The 16939-nt window shown below is 65.0% G+C and carries 17 protein-coding genes; 11 read left to right on the forward strand and 6 right to left on the reverse strand.

What is annotated here, in order from left to right; translation table 11 throughout:
- Position 1 precedes the first annotated feature (1 nt).
- On the reverse strand, positions 2-1246 hold the full coding sequence (locus ACSVIK_RS16525) for an OprD family porin (protein ID WP_442445341.1): 1245 nt from the start codon (positions 1244-1246) through the stop codon (positions 2-4).
- Between the two features lie 39 nt (positions 1247-1285).
- On the reverse strand, positions 1286-2362 hold the full coding sequence (locus tag ACSVIK_RS16530; RefSeq protein WP_442445342.1) for a 4-oxalomesaconate tautomerase: 1077 nt from the start codon (positions 2360-2362) through the stop codon (positions 1286-1288).
- Between the two features lie 213 nt (positions 2363-2575).
- On the opposite strand from ACSVIK_RS16530, the gene ACSVIK_RS16535 reads away from it, so the two are divergent.
- Complete coding sequence (locus ACSVIK_RS16535; RefSeq protein WP_442445343.1) at positions 2576-3514, forward strand: LysR family transcriptional regulator; 939 nt, start codon at positions 2576-2578, stop codon at positions 3512-3514.
- 4 nt (positions 3515-3518) lie between these two features.
- Here ACSVIK_RS16535 and ACSVIK_RS16540 read toward each other — a convergent pair whose 3' ends face one another.
- On the reverse strand, positions 3519-4448 hold the full coding sequence (locus ACSVIK_RS16540) for a LysR substrate-binding domain-containing protein (protein WP_442445344.1): 930 nt from the start codon (positions 4446-4448) through the stop codon (positions 3519-3521).
- Positions 4449-4590: 142 nt separating this feature from the next.
- On the opposite strand from ACSVIK_RS16540, the gene ACSVIK_RS16545 reads away from it, so the two are divergent.
- On the forward strand, positions 4591-4986 hold the full coding sequence (locus ACSVIK_RS16545; protein WP_442445345.1) for a RidA family protein: 396 nt from the start codon (positions 4591-4593) through the stop codon (positions 4984-4986).
- A 42-nt stretch (positions 4987-5028) separates the two neighbouring features.
- On the opposite strand, the gene nfsB is transcribed toward ACSVIK_RS16545, so the two are convergent.
- Positions 5029-5679, reverse strand: a complete 651-nt coding sequence (nfsB, locus tag ACSVIK_RS16550) for an oxygen-insensitive NAD(P)H nitroreductase (protein ID WP_442445346.1) — start codon at positions 5677-5679, stop codon at positions 5029-5031.
- A gap of 401 nt (positions 5680-6080) precedes the next feature.
- Here nfsB and ACSVIK_RS16555 point away from each other — a divergent pair, with 401 nt between their 5' ends.
- The 6 genes from ACSVIK_RS16555 to ACSVIK_RS16580 are packed head-to-tail and all read left to right on the forward strand — an operon-like array spanning position 6081 to position 11750.
- Positions 6081-6614 (forward strand): Csu type fimbrial protein, encoded by a 534-nt coding sequence (locus ACSVIK_RS16555; RefSeq protein WP_442445347.1) that lies wholly within the window; start codon positions 6081-6083, stop codon positions 6612-6614.
- A gap of 49 nt (positions 6615-6663) precedes the next feature.
- Complete coding sequence (locus ACSVIK_RS16560) at positions 6664-7164, forward strand: Csu type fimbrial protein (protein ID WP_442445348.1); 501 nt, start codon at positions 6664-6666, stop codon at positions 7162-7164.
- A complete protein-coding gene (locus tag ACSVIK_RS16565; RefSeq protein ID WP_442445349.1) occupies positions 7164-7724 on the forward strand; it encodes a Csu type fimbrial protein in 561 nt (186 codons plus the stop codon). The genes ACSVIK_RS16560 and ACSVIK_RS16565 overlap by 1 nt, the downstream gene beginning before the upstream one ends.
- A 9-nt stretch (positions 7725-7733) precedes the next feature.
- On the forward strand, positions 7734-8474 hold the full coding sequence (locus ACSVIK_RS16570) for a fimbrial biogenesis chaperone (RefSeq protein WP_442445350.1): 741 nt from the start codon (positions 7734-7736) through the stop codon (positions 8472-8474).
- 10 nt (positions 8475-8484) lie between these two features.
- Positions 8485-10791, forward strand: coding sequence for a fimbria/pilus outer membrane usher protein (locus ACSVIK_RS16575; RefSeq protein WP_442445376.1), 2307 nt, complete (start codon positions 8485-8487; stop codon positions 10789-10791).
- Complete coding sequence (locus tag ACSVIK_RS16580) at positions 10788-11750, forward strand: Csu type fimbrial protein (RefSeq protein WP_442445351.1); 963 nt, start codon at positions 10788-10790, stop codon at positions 11748-11750. Before ACSVIK_RS16575 ends, ACSVIK_RS16580 begins: the two co-directional genes overlap by 4 nt.
- Before the next feature lie 3 nt (positions 11751-11753).
- Here the strand turns inward: ACSVIK_RS16580 and ACSVIK_RS16585 are convergent, their stop codons facing one another.
- Both ACSVIK_RS16585 and pdxY read right to left on the reverse strand, forming a co-directional pair.
- Positions 11754-12059, reverse strand: a complete 306-nt coding sequence (locus ACSVIK_RS16585; protein ID WP_442445352.1) for a hypothetical protein — start codon at positions 12057-12059, stop codon at positions 11754-11756.
- A 178-nt stretch (positions 12060-12237) separates the two neighbouring features.
- Positions 12238-13110, reverse strand: a complete 873-nt coding sequence (gene pdxY, locus ACSVIK_RS16590) for a pyridoxal kinase PdxY (protein WP_442445353.1) — start codon at positions 13108-13110, stop codon at positions 12238-12240.
- A 328-nt stretch (positions 13111-13438) separates the two neighbouring features.
- On the opposite strand from pdxY, the gene coxB reads away from it, so the two are divergent.
- From coxB to ACSVIK_RS16605, 3 genes are read left to right on the forward strand one after another with little or no spacing between them, the layout of a single operon-like run.
- A complete protein-coding gene (coxB, locus tag ACSVIK_RS16595) occupies positions 13439-14422 on the forward strand; it encodes a cytochrome c oxidase subunit II (RefSeq protein ID WP_442445354.1) in 984 nt (327 codons plus the stop codon).
- 12 nt (positions 14423-14434) lie between these two features.
- A complete protein-coding gene (ctaD, locus tag ACSVIK_RS16600) occupies positions 14435-16336 on the forward strand; it encodes a cytochrome c oxidase subunit I (protein WP_442445355.1) in 1902 nt (633 codons plus the stop codon).
- Between the two features lie 3 nt (positions 16337-16339).
- Entirely contained in the window at positions 16340-16939 is a 600-nt protein-coding gene (locus tag ACSVIK_RS16605) for a cytochrome c oxidase subunit 3 (RefSeq protein WP_442445356.1), read from the forward strand.

Genomic DNA, 16939 nt, shown 5'->3' on the forward strand with positions numbered 1-16939 from the left:
GTTACCACAGCGGCACGATGTAGCTCAGGATCAGGCGATTCTCGTCGAGATCACGGACGAAGCTGGAGCGATAGGTGGCATTACGCCAGGTCAGGGTCAGGTTTTTCAGCGCACCCTGGCCGAAGGTGTAGGCGATATCGGTATCACGCTCCCATTCCTGGCCTTCGCCGGCGGCGAGGTCGACCTGATCGCCACGCACGTAGCGGGTCATGAACCGCAGCCCGGGAACGCCGACGCTGGCGAAGTCGAAGTCGTAACGCAGTTGCCAGGAACGCTCGTCAGGCCCGGCGAAGTCGTTGATCTGCAGGAAGTTGGTCAGATAGGGCGTGGCGCCATCGACATAGGTGAAGGCATCATCGCCGCGCATCTTCTGGTAGCCAAGCCCCAGTGCATGGCCGGCGAGGCTGTAGGTGAACATGGCGTTGAGCGCCTGGTTGTCGATCTTCCCGGCCCGCTCCTGCCCTGCTTCGGCGTTGTTGAAATAGCGCAAATCGCTCTTCAGCTTGCCCGCAGGCAGCGACAGCGTGTGCTGCAGCCCGGCGAAATGCTGGCGGTAGACATCGCTCAGTTCGGCATGGTGATAGCTGACCAGCAGTTGCGGAGTGAGCGCATAGTCGATACCGGCGAAGCGCAGTTCGTCACTTTCCGGGCTGCCACCGAAACGGCCGTTCTTGTTGTTCAGAGCCAGCTTCTCCGAGCCGGATGCATCTCGCTGCACCACCCGGTTGATCTCACCCAGGGTGAAGGTGGCGCGCTCGAGATCCTTGCTCTGCAACTGCCAGCCTTCGTACACCTGCGGCAGCAGGCGCGAGTTGCTGAATTGCAGATAAGGCATCTTCGGCATCAGCGTACCGACGCGTAGCTGGCTCTCGGCGAAGCGCACCTTGCCGGTCACGCCCAACTTGCTGTAGTCGTCCTCGGGGCGATTCTTGCTGTCGCGCGGCAACAGGTTGGTGCCGCTGCGATCCTTCGAGGAATCCAGCTTGAGGCCGAGCATGCCGATGGCGTCGACACCGAAGCCGACGGTGCCCTGGGTGAAACCGGACTGCAGATTGAGGATGAAGCCCTGCGCCCACTCCTCGCGTTTGTTCTGCCCGGGGAATTGGCGGAAGTCACGGTTGAGGTAGAAGTTGCGCAGTTCCAGGCTGGCCTTGCTGTCCTCGATGAAGCCGGCCGCCTGCAGACTGGGCAGCGCCAGTGCCGACACACCGCAGGTGGTCAGCGTCAGTAGGGTCTTTCTTGTCATTGTGATCAAGCCCTTGATGTGGTGGTGAGTGAAGCGGTGTCAGGTTCCCGTTCGGCGACTGAGCGGGATGTAAACCTCGCCGGAGAACAGCCGGCGTGCGGTGCGCACCAATGAGGCGCGCATATGCTGTGGCTGCCCGTCTGCCGCGGGCTGCAGGGAGACTTCGATCTGCCCGCCGGGATGTTCCAGGCGTACCAGCGCTTGGCCGGCGATGGGCGCGATGTCCTGGGCGACGCTGCCGGGCACCGCACAGGCTGTCGCCAGGCCGATGGCGCCGGTCGCGGCGACCGAACGGTGGCAGTTGTGCGGCATGAAATAGCGCACGCTGAGGGTGCCGCCATGGCGTGCCGGTGCCAGCAGCACCGGCTTGGGAATCACCATCTGCGACACGTCACCCAGGCCCATGGCCAGACCGGCCTGCAGGCGGATGCGCTCCAGACGCTGGAGGAATAGCGGGTCGGCATCCAGCTCGGCCGGCGACTCGTAACCGGTCTTGCCCAGTGCCTCGGCATGCAGCAGCACCATGGGCATGGCCATGTCGATGCAGGTGGCCTCTACCCCGTCGAAATGGTCACGGCTGCGGCCGGTGGGCAACAGGCTGCCGGTCTTGGCGCCTGCGGCATTGAGGAAGGTCAGTTGAATCGGCGCGGCGGTGCCTGGCACGCCATCGATGGCGGTGTCGCCGTCGTAGCGCACGCGGCCACCCGGCGTCATCACGTCGGAATCGACGAAGGTGTTGGTGTTGAGGTTGCGGATACGCACGCGGGTCATCGGCGAGCTGGCGTTGACCAGGCCATGCTCGATGGCGAAGGGGCCGATGGCGCAGAGCATGTTGCCGCAGTTGGGCGCAGTATCGACACGGCGCTGAGTGACCATGACCTGCACGAACAGGTAATCGACATCGGCATCCGGATGGAGCGAGCGGCTGACGATCGCCACCTTGCTGGTCTGCGGGCTGCCACCACCGATGCCATCGATCTCCAGCTCATGGCCCGAGCCCATGAGATTGATCAGCAGCTCGTCGCGTTGCAGCGGGTCACTGGGCAGGTGATTGGCCAGGAAAACCGGCCCTTTCGAGGTGCCGCCTCGCATGAGTACGCAAGGTACCGTCCGCATGATGCCTCCAACGCATTAAAACTGATGATTGTTGCTTTGCGTTGATTATGAAGAGGCCAAGTTTCTTCTGTAAAATGCATATATTTCGATATTTATTCCGATACATGCATTAATGCACCAGCCAAGCGTTCTGACTTGCCAGCCTCAAGCGAAATGACTAGGGTTCATTGGTAAATTTCAGGCAAAAATAAAGACGACTAATAACGAGCACGCATGAATTACGAACTCCAGGACATCCGTGCTTTCGTGAAAATTGCCGAATTCGGCAATTTTCACGAAGCCGCCAACGCCATCCATCTTTCTCAGCCTGCGCTGACCCGGCGCATGCAGAAGCTCGAAGAGAGCCTGGGCACGCAGTTGCTTGATCGCACCACCCGGCGCGTCAGCCTGACCGCCGTCGGCCGCGACTTCCTGCCCAAGGCGCAGCGCCTGCTGGACGACTTCGAGCGCTCCATCCTCGGCATCCGCGAGCTGGCCGAGCGCCAGTCCGGCCAGGTCACCCTGGCCTGCATCCCCACCGCCGCGTTCTACTTCCTGCCCACGGTGATCCGCACCTTCAACCTGCAATATCCGAAGATCCGCATCCGTATCCTCGACCTCAGCGCCCACGAAGGGCTGGAGGCAGTGATCCGTGGCGAGGCGGACTTCGGCATCAACATGCAGAGCGGCCAAAGCGCGGAAATCGACTTCACCCCGTTGGTCAACGAGCCCTTCGTACTGGCCTGCCGGCGCGACCACCCCCTGGCCAAACAGTCGGAAGTGGCCTGGCGCGAGCTGAGCGACTATCGCCTGATCGGCGTCGGCCGCCTCAGCGGCAACCGGGTGCTGCTGGATCATGGCCTGGCCCATCTGGACTGGCGCCCGAGCTGGTTCTACGAGGTGCAGCACCTGTCGACCTCACTGGGCATGGTCGAAGCCGGCCTGGGCATCGCCGCCCTGCCCAGCCTCGCCATGCCCGCCGAGGATCACCCGATACTGGTCAGACGGCCCCTGGTCGACCCGGTGATCAGCCGCACCCTGGGCCTGGTGCGGCGTCGTGGCTCGTCACTGTCACCTGCGGCCGAACAGTTCGTCGAAACCCTGCTCAGGCAATGGCCTGGCTATACCTCACTGGGTACCGCCAGTGAATCGGGCGCCGGCAAAGCAGAGTAAGGCCTCACACATTCAAAGGCCGTGGCGCTACCGGCGCATGCTCGGCCAGCAGCGCCACGATCCAGTCGATGAATACCCGCAACTTGGCGCTGACATGGCGGTTCGGTGGGAAGGCCAGGTACATGGGCATCGGCGCCATCTGCCAATCCTCGAACAGGCGCACCAGTTCACCGCTGGCCAGATGTGGCTTGGCCATGTAGTGCGGGAGCCAGAGCATGCCCAGCCCTGCCAGCCCCGCCGCCAGGTAGGCATTGCCATCGTCGACGGTGAGCAGCGGCCGGCCTTGGCTCTCGACACGCTCCTCCCCGCGCTGCATCGCATAGGGCAAGGCCTTGCCCGTGCGCGACCAGAGAAAGCCCACGGTGCTGTGCCCGGCATCCTCCAGCTCGCGCGGATGCAGCGGCGTGCCGCTGCGTTGCAGATAGCCCGGCGTGGCGTAGATGCCAAGCTGCAGATCACCCACGTGCCGGGCGATCAGCGATTGATCGGTGATCTCGCCGCCGCGCACCACGCAATCGACGTTCTCACCGATGATGTCGACGATGCGATCGCTCACCCCCAGGGTCAGCTGGATTTCCGGATAGCGCGCATAGAACGCCGGCAATGCCGGAATCAGCAGCATCCGCGCGAAGGGGCTGGGCACATCCACGCGCAGCCGTCCACGCGGGGCCAGGGCTGCGCTGGAGAGGCTGGTCTCGGCATCGTCCAGCTCGGCCAGCAGGCGCACCACCCGTTCGTAGTAGGCGGCGCCATCGGCGGTGACCTTGACCCGGCGCGTGGTGCGGTTGAGCAAGCGCACCCGCAAGCGCGCCTCCAGTTGCTGGACGAGCTGCGTCACGCTGCTGCGATTGATGTGCAGCGTTTCAGCCGCCTTGGTGAAGCTGCCGGTTTCCACCACGCGGGCGAACGCCTGCATTGCATCGAAACGATCCATCTCGGGTTTCTCTTCGCGGCTCAATTGTTTGGATTCTACAAACAGTCCTGACCCGAGGTGCGTGTTTATCCCGCCCAGTGCGCCTCCTAGAGTGGCTCCATCATTCACGACGGGCCCAAACGGGCTCGGATGGAGGCAGGCAATGAGCAATAAACGTGATGTGGTATTCCCGGCCGAGCGCCATGCGCTGTACGAACTGCATCGTTATTCCCCGGCGATTCGCAGCAACGGCTTTCTGTTCGTCTCCGGCCAGGTCGGCAGCCGCAAGGACGGCTCGCCGGAGGCGGATCTGCGGGCTCAGGTACGCCTGGCCTTCGCCAACCTCAATGCGATTCTGGCCGAGGCCGGCAGCAGCTTCGATGATGTGATCGATACCACGCTGTTCATGCTCGATCCGCACACGCAGTTCGAGACCATCTGGGAAGTCGCGGCCGAATACTGGGGCCAGGCCCCCTACCCGACCGTGACCGCCCTCGGCGTGACCTGGCTGGCCGGTTTCGAATTCGAGATCAAGGTGATCGCCAGGCTGCCGCACTGACGGCGGGCACGCCCGGCTCGATGCCGAGCGCGCCAGGTGCACTCAGAGATGGGTGAACACGCGCTCGGCCGGCAGGCGCGATTTCGGCAGCGCGGCGTTGAAGTCGCTGTCGCTGTGATAGCCCAACGCGACCATCACCAGGCTGCGCAGGCCGCGCTCGGCCAGGCCCAACTCGGCATCCAGAGCGTCGCGGTCGATGCCCTCCATCGGCGTGGCATCCAGGCCCAGGCTGGCCGCGCCGAGCAGCAGGGTGCCGAGCGCCAGGTAGGCCTGCTTCTCCATCCAGTGCGACATGTCGCCCAACTCGCGGTGCAGCTTCACGTAGCTATTGCGGGTGTTCTGCTGGGTGGTACGGGCGGCATCGTCACGGAAGCGGCCATCGGCGCCCTCCTGCTCCAGCAGCGCCGCCAGGTGCGCCTCACTCATCTCGCGCTGGGTGCAGATCAGGATCACGTGCGAGGCGTCGAGCACCTTCGGCTGGTTGTAGACGAAGCCACCCTGGGTGCCCTTGGCCAGGCGCGCCTTGCCAGCGACGGAGCTAGCCATGACGAAGTGCCAGGGCTGCGAGTTGACCGACGACGGCGCCAGGCGCAGCAACTCCAACAACTCATCGATGCTCGCCTGCTCCACCTGGCGGGTCGCATCGTAGGCCTTGGTGGTGTAGCGCTGGCGCGCGAAGGAAACGGGGTTCATGAAACTTCTCCTGAAAGAGATGGGGGCGATGGACGCTAGTCTGAATCAAGCGAATAGGTGAAAAAAGCCATCACACCCCTCAGGATTTTCAACGAAGACGAAAATCCGCCCACCACAGAGCGCTGCGCCGTCGATCAGCGTTGTCAGTCGCCTGCCGAGCAAAACATGGAACGGCAGCCGATCCCGTGGGTATGAGGCGCCATCCCAAATCGTAAAACCGTGCAAGCAATCTGCTCGCTACGCTTATGGCAGATTTCTTACAGTGCCTGTTTTTTCCTGACCGAACAATCAGTTAGCCATCCTTGCGGAGGACGCCCCGCGGGCACCGATACGCGCCACTCTTGGAGCGCCAGCGAAGCCTCAACTAAGGTCAGAACAATATGATTTGGAACGAACGCTCCATGAAGAATGCCATTCGAGCCACCGCCCTGACGCTCGCGTTCACCGCACCACCGCTCTTCGCAGCCGGTGAGCTGCAGGGGCAACTCAACGTACAGATCACCATCGGCACGGGCTGCACCGTCACCAACGGCACCGCCGGCGGCAGCGGCAATACCTTCGGCTCCCTGTCATTCGGCGACTACGCCGATCTCAACAACCTCATCGATGGCCGCTCATTCGGCAGTGCCGGCGGTAGTTCGTTCGGCCTGCAGTGCAGCCTCGGCACGGCCTACAGCATCGCGCTCAATGGCGGGCAGAACGCTACCGGCGGTCAGCGGCGCATGGTCAACTCCGGCACCTTCGTGAGCTACGACCTGTATCAGGACAGCGGCCGCACCCAACCCTGGGGAGATGGTGGCGCTACCGGCACGGTGCTCTCCGGCACCGGCACCGGCAACAGCGAAGAGGTGGTGGTGTACGGCCGGGTACCGGCACAGACCACGCCCAGCCCCGGTACCTACAGCGATACGGTGCAGGTGACGATCGCCTGGTAACCCCCGCGACGCTTGCCGTCAGGACTCCGTTAAGCCAGGGAAAACTGCCATGCCCCGTCCGCTCGCCCTCCTGCTCTTGCTGGCCCCGGCGACCCTGCCGGCGGTCGACAAGACGGCCACCATCGGCTTCAGCGTCGAGGTGCTACCGGCCTGCCAGGCCGGCAGCGACAGCGGCTCCGGCCTGAGCTTCGGCACCCTGGATTTCGGTACCCATTTCGCCCTCGACAATCTGCTCACGCAAGTCGGCCAGCCAGGCGCTGGTGCCTTGCGCATCAACTGCCAGCAGAACATCCCCTATCGGGTGCTGATCAGCGGCGGCCACAGTGGCAGCGTCAACAACCGGCAAATGGTCGGCCCAGGCTCGGCAGTACTGGCCTACAACCTCTACACCGCCGCGGACTTCCTCAACGTATGGAACGACAGCACCGGCGTCGGCGCTGTCGGCAATGGTCAGGATCAGTGGCTGCCCGTGTATGCGCGGATTCCGGCACAGGCCTCGCCGCCACCGGGCAGCTACAGCGACACCCTGACCGTCACGGTGAGCTGGTGATGCCGTGCCGATCGTTATCCGCTCCGCTCCATCTGGCGCTGCTGATCGCCTACGCCTCACCCGGGCATGGCGATACCGGGGTCAACGACCAGGTGGTCAGTCAGAGCTTTCAACTGCGCGCAGAGATCGTACCGGGTTGCCTGCTGGGCAGCGGCAACAGCGATGCGACCACCTTCGGCAATCTGTCGTTCGGCCAGATCGCCTCGCTGCCGGCCAATCTCGATGTGGCCAGTGCCCCTGGCAGCGGCTCGATCATCCTGCAGTGCTCGCCGGGCACGGCGCTTACCCTCTCGCTCAATGCCGGGCTCAACGCCAGCAGCGTGGGGGCCGGCCGTTACCTGGCCAAGGGGGCCGAGCGCTTGCGCTACCAGCTCTACCAGGACGCCGCGCGCAGCATCGTCTGGGGCGACGGCAGCAACGGCGGCACGCGCCTGAGTATCACCTTCCCCAGCGCAGGCGGCAGCCAGACCTACGCCGTCTATGCGCGCCTGTTCGCCGTCACCCCGCTGCCATCGGCAGGCACCTACACCGACACCATCACCGTCACCCTGAGCTACTGAACCATGCGCATGCACATCCTGTTGAACGGTTGCCTGGCATTGGCCTTGTCGCTGACGAGCCTGCACGGTTGGGCGGCCAGCTCCATCCTCATCTGGCCGATCAACCCACTGATAGAGGCCGACCGACAGAAAGCCGCCGCGCTGTGGCTGGAAAACCGCGGCACAGAGCCCGTGGATCTGCAGATTCGGGTACTGGACTGGCAACAGATTGGCTTCGAGGATCAACTGAGCCAGCAGAAACAGGTGGTCGGCAGCCCGCCAATGGCCACGCTGCAACCGGGCAAACGGCAGATGATCCGGCTGGTCAACCTGCAGCCACCGCCGCCGGGAACGCTGCGCACCTACCGCGTACTGGTGGACGAGGTGCTGCCGCCACAGACCCGCCCGCAACAACTGGGCGTACAGTTCCAGATGCGCTATTCGGTACCGCTGGTCGTGGTCGGAGCTGGAGCCTACCTGGATGACGGTGCACGCGATGCACCCGAGCAAGGCCAGCCCCTGGCGCCCGACCTGCGCTACCGCATCACCGACGGTTTCCTCCACCTGCGCAACCTCGGCCCGGCGCCCGCGCGCCTGTCGCAGGTCATGCTGCAGCGCGACGGCGGCGATGTGTCCGTTGCCGACGGTTTGCTCGGCTACGTGCTGCCGGGCGCCCACATGCGCTGGCCATTGCCGCCGGGTGCGACCAGCGGGCACCTGCAGGCTCACGTCAACGAAGCACGGCGCGCACAGAAACTGGTGGCCGAGTAATGCCTTGGGTCTGCTCCTGTTGTTCATCCTGCTGCTCTGCACCAGCGCTCGCGGGGATGAACAGGCGCCAGAGCACCTGCTCTATCTGGAACTGGTGATCAACGAACTGCCCAGCGGCAAGGTGGTGGAAGTGCGACAACGACAGGATCGCCTCTGGCTGCAACGCGACGAACTGACTGCCATCGGCGTGCCGCTGCCGGCGGAATCGAACGAGTGGATCGCTCTCGACAGCATCGACGCACTGCACAGCCAGTACCAGCAGGACACCCAGCGCCTGCGGCTGACCCTGCCGAGCGAGTGGCTGCCTCACCAGCGCTTCGGCCCGCAGAGCCTGAGCGAGCCCATGCCGGCACAAAGCTCATTGGGCCTGCTGTTCAACTATGACCTCTACTACAACCACAGCGAAAACGCCGCCCACTATGCCAATGCCTGGCTGGAGCAACGCGCCTTCGATGGCTTCGGCATGATCTCCAACACCGGGGTCTATCGGCACAGCTTTGCCGGCCCCGGCTACCGCGACGGCTACACCCGCTACGACACCACCTGGCGCTTCAACGACCAGCAACGCATGATCGGCCTCACCGGCGGCGACCTGATCACCGGCGCGCTGACCTGGAACAACGCGGTACGCCTGGGCGGTATCCAGATCGCCCGCGACTTCTCCCTGCGCCCGGATCTGATCACCTATCCCCTGCCGCGCTTCGCCGGTGACGCAGCAGTGCCCAGCACCCTCGATCTGTTCATCGACAACGCCCGCATTGGCCAGCAGGATCTGCGCCCCGGCCCCTTCACCCTCAACACCGTGCCCTATATCAGCGGTGCCGGCACGGCGACCCTGGTGACCACCGACGTGCTGGGTCGCCAAGTCACCACCACCGTGCCCTTCTACGTAACCGACACCCTCCTGCGTAAGGGCCTGATGGACTACTCGGCCTCGCTCGGCAAGCTACGCCGCAACTACGGCGTGGACGACTTCGCCTATGGCCAACTGGTCGGCAGCGGCAGCCTGCGCTACGGCCTGAGCGATCAGCTCACGCTGGAAAGCCATCTGGAAGGCGGCGCGGGCCTGCGCCAGGCTGGCATTGGCGGCACCGTCGGGCTGGGGCTGTTCGGCACCCTGAGCACCTCACTGAGCCAGAGCAGCGGTATCGGCAACGGCCAGCAGTACAGCCTCGGCTACAGTTATTACGCCCGGCGTTTCGGCATCACGGCGCAGCGCATCCAGCGCACCCGCGACTACGCCGACCTGAGCGTGGCCTACGCCCTGGACAATGGCCTTGCCGGCACCCTGCTGAGCAAGTACCAGGATCAACTCACCTTCAGCTTCAGCCCCGAGCGGCTGGGCTCTTTCGGGATAGGCTACTTCGCCAGCGAAGCGCACAACGGACGACGTACTCGCCTGCTCAACCTGTCGTGGTCACGCGGCCTGTGGGGCAGTAGCAGCGTTTATCTGTCATTCAACCGGCAACTGGACGACGGCAGTCATTCCATCCAGGCGCAACTGGTCATCCCCTTCGACCTTCACGCCAGCATGACCACCGCCGTGGAGCGCACCAGCAGTGGTGACCAGCGCGTACGCGCCAATTACAGCCGCAATCCGCCCAGTGAAGGTGGCCTCGGCTGGAACCTTGGCTATGCCGACGGCGCCAGCCAATACCGCCAGGCTGACCTGACCTGGCGCGCACGCCATGCGCAGGTGCAGCTCGGCGCCTATCAGGACGATGGCCTGACCACACACTGGGGAGGTGTGAGCGGCTCGCTGGTGGCCATGGAAGGCAAGGCCTTCGCCAGCAACCGCATCGACGATGCCTTCGTGCTGGTCAGCACCAATGGCCAGGCCGACGTGCCCGTGCGCTACGAGCATCAGCTACTCGGCCGCACCGATGCCGATGGCTACCTGCTGGTGCCCTGGGTGCCCTCCTACTATCCCGGCCAGTACGAGTTGGATCTGCTGGATCTGCCGAGCAACCTGCAGCTTGCCGAGACGCAGAAGCGCATTGCCGTGCACAAAGGCAGCGGCGCCTTGCTGGCCTTCCCGATGCTCATGACGCTTTCCGCCAGCATCCAGTTGGTCGACGATCAGGGCCAGCCCCTGCCCCGTGGCAGCCAGGTCACCCATCACCCCAGCGAGCAACGCACCTATATCGGCTGGGATGGCCAGCTGTACCTGGAAGGCCTGAGCGGCGAAAACCGCCTCGACGTGCAATTACCCAACGCAGCGCCATGCAGCACGACGTTCAGCCTCGACGAAACCGCCACGGAAATGGCCGTGCTCGGCCCCCTGACCTGCACCGCCCGCGCCGGAGCGATGCCATGAGACGCTGGGTGGCAGCCCTGACCTTGCTCTGCGCCAGCCTGGCCAGCCCGCTGCTATGGGCCTGCAACACCTCGGCCATGGCCGTCAGCCTGGGCAGCAGCAACTCCCTCAGCCTGCGCAATACGCCGCAGTCGGCCGCCGCTGGTGCCGGCCTGTCCTGCCCGGGCGTACTGCAGGCCCTGACGGCGGCCTATGTCAGGGTCACGCTGCAGAACAGCGGCGCACTGGCCTTGCAGGACGGCCAGGGCAACCAGATTCCGTTCCAGATCTATCAGGACGCCGGCTACAACCAGGTGCTGGTCTCCGGGCAACCGCAACAGTTGGGTGCAGTCAACCTGCTGGCGGTCGGCAGCACCTCCAGTGCCATCGGCCTGTACTTTCGCACCAACCCCGGCCCGAACGTACCGGCCGGCACCTACACGGCGACGGTGACGCTGCGCTGGGACTGGGCCATCTGCACCACCGGCGTGCTCAGCGCCTGCCTGTGGAATCGCAGCCCGGGGTTGGTGCAGCCGTGCCTGGCCGTGTGTGGGCCACCGAGCAACTGGGGCAGCGGCTCGCTGGCCACCCTCACCATCACCCTGGTGGTCAGCAAGGCCTGCCGTATCGATACCTTGCCGGCGGTGGATTTCGGCGCGCAGGCGCTGGTCAGCCAGTTCACGGCGCAACAACGCACCTTCGCCGTCACCTGCACCAACAGCGAGGGTTACACCCTGACCTTCGATAACGGCCAGCACTACCAGGCGCCCTGGCGGCGGCTGAGCAATGCCGGGCAGTACCTGCGCTACAACCTCTACCACAGCGGCAGCAGCCTGATCTGGAATGCCGCTGCGCCGCTCACAGCCAATGGCACCGGCAATTCGCAGAGTTTCACCTATCAGGCGATCCTCGACCCCAGCCAAGCCAACGCGCCGGTCGGTGTCTACACCGATAACGTGCTGCTGATCATCAATTACTGAGGCCTACCAGTAGACTTCCAGGCTGGACTGCGCAGCCTCGGCGGTGTCCAGGCGCAGCGAAGGCGTGTGGCTGTCGCGGCTCAACGGCAGGGCTCGCCCCTGCCCGTCCCGGACATGGAACACCGCGTGCTCACAGCCATCGCCTTGCAACTGCCAGACGACATCATCGACTTGCAGGGAGATTTCGCAGCGCTTGAGCACCGTCAGGCTGATCGACAGGCTGCCATTGAGCTGGCCGGCGACCGCGTTGCTGCACAGCAGGCACGAGGCAAATGCCGCGCAGGGAAGAAACAGACGTAGGAAGGGCATGAAGGCGCTCTACGGTGACGTTGGCCTGCGTTGGGTGAAGGTCAAATCCATCCGTAGAAACGACCGCCGCCAAGGCGTCGGTCGAGTGACGTCAAGAATAGAATGATGTCACATTGAAATCACGCCTCTCCCGACGAACGTAACGAGCCGCGCCTCGTCCGCCTGCCCCGCGTGCCACTCATGTCAACGCGCGCGCCAGGAAACGCGGCGCCGGCGCCACGATCTGCTCCTGCGCCGCCACCAGCGGCAGATCGCGTGCGCCCTCCTCGGTCTGCTCGACCAGGGCATAGAGCGTCGCGGTGGCCAGTTCCAGGGCCTGCGGTAGTGCCTGCCCGGCCAGCAAGCGGCCGAGCAAGGTGGCGGAGAACACGTCGCCCATGCCGTTGGGCAAGGGGTGCAGTGCCAGCCGTGGCGTGCTTACCAGCCAGGCGCCCTCGCCGTTGACTGCCAAGGTGCCCAGCTCGCTGTCGGGGATATCCGGCGTCGCCAGGCTGGTGATCACCACGATATCCGGGCCACGACCACGCAGTTGCCGGGCGATCTTCACCGCTTCCTGCAGGCTGCCCAGCTTCGTGCCGGTGAGCAGCTCGAACTCGAACTGGTTGGGGGTGATGATGTTGGCGAAGGGAATCGCCTGGTCACGGAGAAAGTCCGGAATCGCCGGATTGACGAACACGCCCCGGCCGACATCGCCCATCACCGGGTCGCACAGGTAGCGCACGCCGGGATTGTGCTGGCGGATCTCGCCGACCGCTTCGAGAATCACCCGGCCGCTGTCGGCATCGCCCAGGTAGCCCGACAGCACCGCCGACAGGCGCGGCAGCACGCCGCGCTCACGCAGCCCCAGCAACACCTCGCGCACGTGCTCGGCGCCGAACACCTGGCCACGGAACTGGCCGTAGCCGGTGTGGTTGGAGAACTGCACGGTATGGATCGGCAGCACCTCGAAGCCCAGGCGCTGCAGCGGGAAGACCGCCGCGGCATTACCGACATGGCCCCAGGCGACATGGGATTGGATCGATAGAACCAGCGGTGGCAGGACGGCACTCATCAGGGGCTCCGGCAGTGAAGGGATGGGTGGCGATTATTGGTCATGTCGGGGCCGCAAGGCCACTGCCGGCGCAGACCGCGAGCTGGCGTGCAACGCTCCACCATCGGCCCGAGTCTCCGGCACAGCATCGGCCTGACAAGCGCAGCGGCTGTCGCCACCCCTGGCAGAAAAAGGTGAAACGGCCTCGGCGCAGGCCCGGTCACAGCCTAGAAGCCAGCAGCAGGCGCCCGCTTAATGAGTGGGCACCTCGCCTTTACCATCACGGGGAAGCCGCCATGCCAGAACGCGCCGATCAGCCACGCACGCCAGCGCGATACGGAGGGGCGAGGTGCACCTGAACCTCGCCCTCCCGAGCCTGCCGTCGCTGGCCAGCGAGGCGCCAATGCAATCGATGCTGGCACCACGCAGCGAGGCGGCCGAGCTGATCGCCACCCTCAGTTGGTGGATGATCGGCACCTTCACGGTGGTCTTTCTGCTGGTCATGCTGCTGGCCGGCATCGCCCTGTGGCGCGGCATGCACGCCAGGGCCAGCCTGAGCGAGCGGGCCAGCCGCAACCTGGTGCTGCTCGGCGGCGTGGTGGTGCCTTCCTTCATTCTCGTGGCGCTGGTGATCGGCAGCATTCTGGTCGGCCAGGCCAGCTCCGGCGACCAGGGCGACGCCGAGCTGACCGCCGAGATCACCGGCAACCGCTGGTGGTGGCGCATCCGCTATTTCGACCGCGAGGGTCGACTGCTGGCGGAAACCGCCAACGAGCTGCACCTGCCCGCCGGTGAAACCGTGCGCCTGGTGCTCGAAGCCAAGGACGTGATCCACAGCTTCTGGGCACCGAATCTGGACGGCAAGACCGACATGATCCCCGGCATCAGCAACCAGCGCTGGCTGCGCATCGACCAGCCCGGCGTGTATCGCGGGCAATGCGCCGAGTTCTGCGGCGACCAGCACACGCTGATGGCGGTGCGCATCGAGGTGCAGGATCAACCCGCCTTTCGCCGTTGGTTGGAACATCAGGGCCAGCCGGCCGTGGCGGCCGCGCAAGGCATGGGCGAAGCGCGGCGGCTGTTCAGCGAGCGTGGTTGCGCCGACTGCCACAGCATTCGCGGCACCGCTGCCGCCGGCCTGCTTGGCCCCGACCTGACCCACCTGGCCTCGCGCCAGACCCTCGCCGCCGCCACCCTGCCGAACAATCGTGGCCACCTCGCCGGCTGGATCAGCGACCCGCAGAGCAGCAAACCCGGTGTGCTGATGCCGGCCACCCGCCTGCAACCCGATGAGCTGCAGGCGCTGCTCGATTACCTGCAGGCACTGCACTAGGAGGCGCATGCGATGACGGATCTGCTGGATGAACGACAACGGCAACAGCTCGACGACACCTGGCGTTCGCCAACAGGGCTGGTCGGCTGGTTCATGCAGGTCAACCAGCGCAAGATCGGCCTGCGCTTCATCGTCACGGCGTTCATCTTCTTCCTCCTCGCCGGGGTGCTGGCGCTGCTGATGCGCCTGCAACTGGTGAGCCCGGAGAACGGTCTGCTGGATCCGACGCTGTACAACCAGCTGTTCACCATGCACGGCACCACCATGATGTTCTTCTTCGCCGTGCCGGCGATGGAGGGCTTCGGCATCTATCTGGTGCCGCTGATGCTGGGCACGCGCGACATGGCCTTTCCGCGCCTGAATGCCTTCGGTTATTACGTCTACCTGATCGCCGGCATCGTCTTCTTCCTCGCCCTGTTTCTCGGCATGGCCCCGGACGACGGCTGGTTCAGCTACGTGCCGCTGGCCGGCAAGACCTATTCACCGGGCCAGGGCGCCGATATCTGGACCACGGTGATCACCTTCATCGAGCTGTCCGCCCTGTCGGCGGCGGTGGAGCTGATCGTCACCATTTTCAAGCTGCGCGCGCCAGGCATGACCCTCAACCGCATGCCGTTGTTCGTCTGGGCGATTCTGGTGATGTCGTTCATGATCGTCTTCGCCATGCCCTCGGTGATCGTCGGCAGCGTGCTGCTGGCGCTGGATCGCACCTTCGGCACGCTGTTCTTCCACAGCGAGGCCGGTGGCCTGCCGCTGCTCTGGCAGCACCTGTTCTGGTTCTTCGGCCACCCGGAGGTGTACATCATCCTGGTGCCGGCGCTGGGCATGATCTCGGCGATTCTCACCACCTTCTGCCGGCGCCAGGTGTTCGGCTACACGGCGGCGGTGCTGTCGCTGGTGGCCATCGGCTTCATCTCCTTCGGTCTGTGGGTGCACCACATGTTCACCACCGGGCTGCCGCAACTGAGCCTGGATTTCTTCACCGCCGCGAGCATGATGATCGCCATTCCCAGCGGCGTGCTGATCTTCTGCTGGATCGCCACCCTGTGGGGCGCGCGCATCCGCCTGGCGACGCCGATGCTGTTCATCCTCGGCTTCTTCTTCACCTTCGTGCTCGGCGGCCTGACCGGGGTGATGGTGGCCTCGGTGCCCTTCGACCGCCAGGTGCACGACAGCTACTTCGTGGTCGCCCACTTCCATTACGTGCTGATCGGTGGCGGCGTGTTCCCGCTGTTCGGCGCGCTGTACTACTGGTACCCCAAGCTGTTCGGGCGGATGCTGTCGGAGCGTCTGGGGCGCTGGAGCTTCGCCCTGATGTTCCTCGGCTTTCACCTGACCTTCTTCCCCATGCACCAACTGGGCTTCGAGGGCATGCCACGGCGGGTCTACACCTATCTGGCCGAAATGGGCTGGGGGCCGTTGAACCTGCTGGCCACGGTCGGCGCCTTCGTCTTCGCCGGCGGCGTGCTGCTGACCCTGATCAACACCCTGCGCGCGCGCTTTCGCGGCCCGCTGGCCAGCGCCAACCCCTGGGGCGCCGACAGCCTGGAATGGGCCTGCGACTCGCCACCGGGCAACTACAACTTCGCGCGCATTCCGGTGGTCGACAGCGGCTCGCCACTGTGGCGCGACGGCGATCCCGAACGCCTGCTGACCCTCGCCGACCTCGGCCACGTTACCGGCCTGCGCGCCGACCGCCGCGAGGTGGTGGCCAGCAGCGTGGTGGATGCCGAGCCGCAGACCGTGGTGGTGCTGCCGGCGCCTTCGATCTGGCCAGCGCTACTGGCGGTGGCGGTGGCCACGGGCTTCGTCGGTTTCATGTGGTCGCCGTGGTTCTTCGTCTTCGGCTTCTTCTTCAGCTTCTTCATGATCGTCGGCTGGCTCTGGCCTCGGCGACCCTGGCGGGAGGATTGAGGTATGCCCAGAGTGGTGGATGTCAGCTCGTTGTCACGCTTCCAGGCCGGCCCGGAGGCGCCGCTGTGGTGGGGTATCGTCGGCCTGGTGCTGATCGAGGGCACGGTGGTGGCGAGCTTCATTGCCAGCTATTTCTACCTGCGCCTGTACCAGCCGCAGTGGCCACCTGCCGGTGTGGCGCCGCCGGAGCTGCTGTGGTCGACGCTCAACCTGATCATGCTGCTGGCCAGTTGCGTCACCATGTGGTGGGCCGGCAACCAGCTCAAGCAGGATCGGCGCCGCCGCTTCACCCTGGCCACCGCTACCAGCGTGCTGCTGGCGAGCCTGGTGCTGCTGTCGCGCTGGCAGCAGTTCCACGCCCTGGACGTGCGCTGGGACAGCAGCCCCTATGGCTCGATTGTCTGGACCATCTCCGGCTTTCACTTTCTCCATGTGATTTCCGCCGTGATCGGCACCGCCGTGGTGGTGCTGCTCGGCCTGCGCGGCTTCTTCACCCGCCAGCGGCAGATCGCCGTGGTGGTCGACACCCTGTACTGGTACTTCGTCGGCCTGGTGTGGATCCCTCTGTACCTGGTTCTGTATTGGGTGCCCCGCTGGCTATGA

This window comes from Pseudomonas sp. NCHU5216 (assembly GCF_052156495.1).
GTDB lineage: Bacteria > Pseudomonadota > Gammaproteobacteria > Pseudomonadales > Pseudomonadaceae > Aquipseudomonas.

What these genes read in the sequence shown, in the direction of transcription:
- ctaD (WP_442445355.1), top strand. Translation starts at nt 14,435, where the DNA reads ATGACGGATCTGCTGGATGAACGACAACGGCAACAGCTCGACGACACC.
- ACSVIK_RS16585 (WP_442445352.1), bottom strand. Translation starts at nt 12,059, where the DNA reads ATGCCCTTCCTACGTCTGTTTCTTCCCTGCGCGGCATTTGCCTCGTGC.
- ACSVIK_RS16570 (WP_442445350.1), top strand. Translation starts at nt 7,734, where the DNA reads ATGCACATCCTGTTGAACGGTTGCCTGGCATTGGCCTTGTCGCTGACG.
- pdxY (WP_442445353.1), bottom strand. Translation starts at nt 13,110, where the DNA reads ATGAGTGCCGTCCTGCCACCGCTGGTTCTATCGATCCAATCCCATGTC.
- ACSVIK_RS16580 (WP_442445351.1), top strand. Translation starts at nt 10,788, where the DNA reads ATGAGACGCTGGGTGGCAGCCCTGACCTTGCTCTGCGCCAGCCTGGCC.
- ACSVIK_RS16560 (WP_442445348.1), top strand. Translation starts at nt 6,664, where the DNA reads ATGCCCCGTCCGCTCGCCCTCCTGCTCTTGCTGGCCCCGGCGACCCTG.
- ACSVIK_RS16530 (WP_442445342.1), bottom strand. Translation starts at nt 2,362, where the DNA reads ATGCGGACGGTACCTTGCGTACTCATGCGAGGCGGCACCTCGAAAGGG.
- ACSVIK_RS16565 (WP_442445349.1), top strand. Translation starts at nt 7,164, where the DNA reads ATGCCGTGCCGATCGTTATCCGCTCCGCTCCATCTGGCGCTGCTGATC.
- ACSVIK_RS16525 (WP_442445341.1), bottom strand. Translation starts at nt 1,246, where the DNA reads ATGACAAGAAAGACCCTACTGACGCTGACCACCTGCGGTGTGTCGGCA.
- ACSVIK_RS16535 (WP_442445343.1), top strand. Translation starts at nt 2,576, where the DNA reads ATGAATTACGAACTCCAGGACATCCGTGCTTTCGTGAAAATTGCCGAA.
- ACSVIK_RS16540 (WP_442445344.1), bottom strand. Translation starts at nt 4,448, where the DNA reads ATGGATCGTTTCGATGCAATGCAGGCGTTCGCCCGCGTGGTGGAAACC.
- nfsB (WP_442445346.1), bottom strand. Translation starts at nt 5,679, where the DNA reads ATGAACCCCGTTTCCTTCGCGCGCCAGCGCTACACCACCAAGGCCTAC.
- ACSVIK_RS16605 (WP_442445356.1), top strand. Translation starts at nt 16,340, where the DNA reads ATGCCCAGAGTGGTGGATGTCAGCTCGTTGTCACGCTTCCAGGCCGGC.
- ACSVIK_RS16545 (WP_442445345.1), top strand. Translation starts at nt 4,591, where the DNA reads ATGAGCAATAAACGTGATGTGGTATTCCCGGCCGAGCGCCATGCGCTG.
- ACSVIK_RS16555 (WP_442445347.1), top strand. Translation starts at nt 6,081, where the DNA reads ATGAAGAATGCCATTCGAGCCACCGCCCTGACGCTCGCGTTCACCGCA.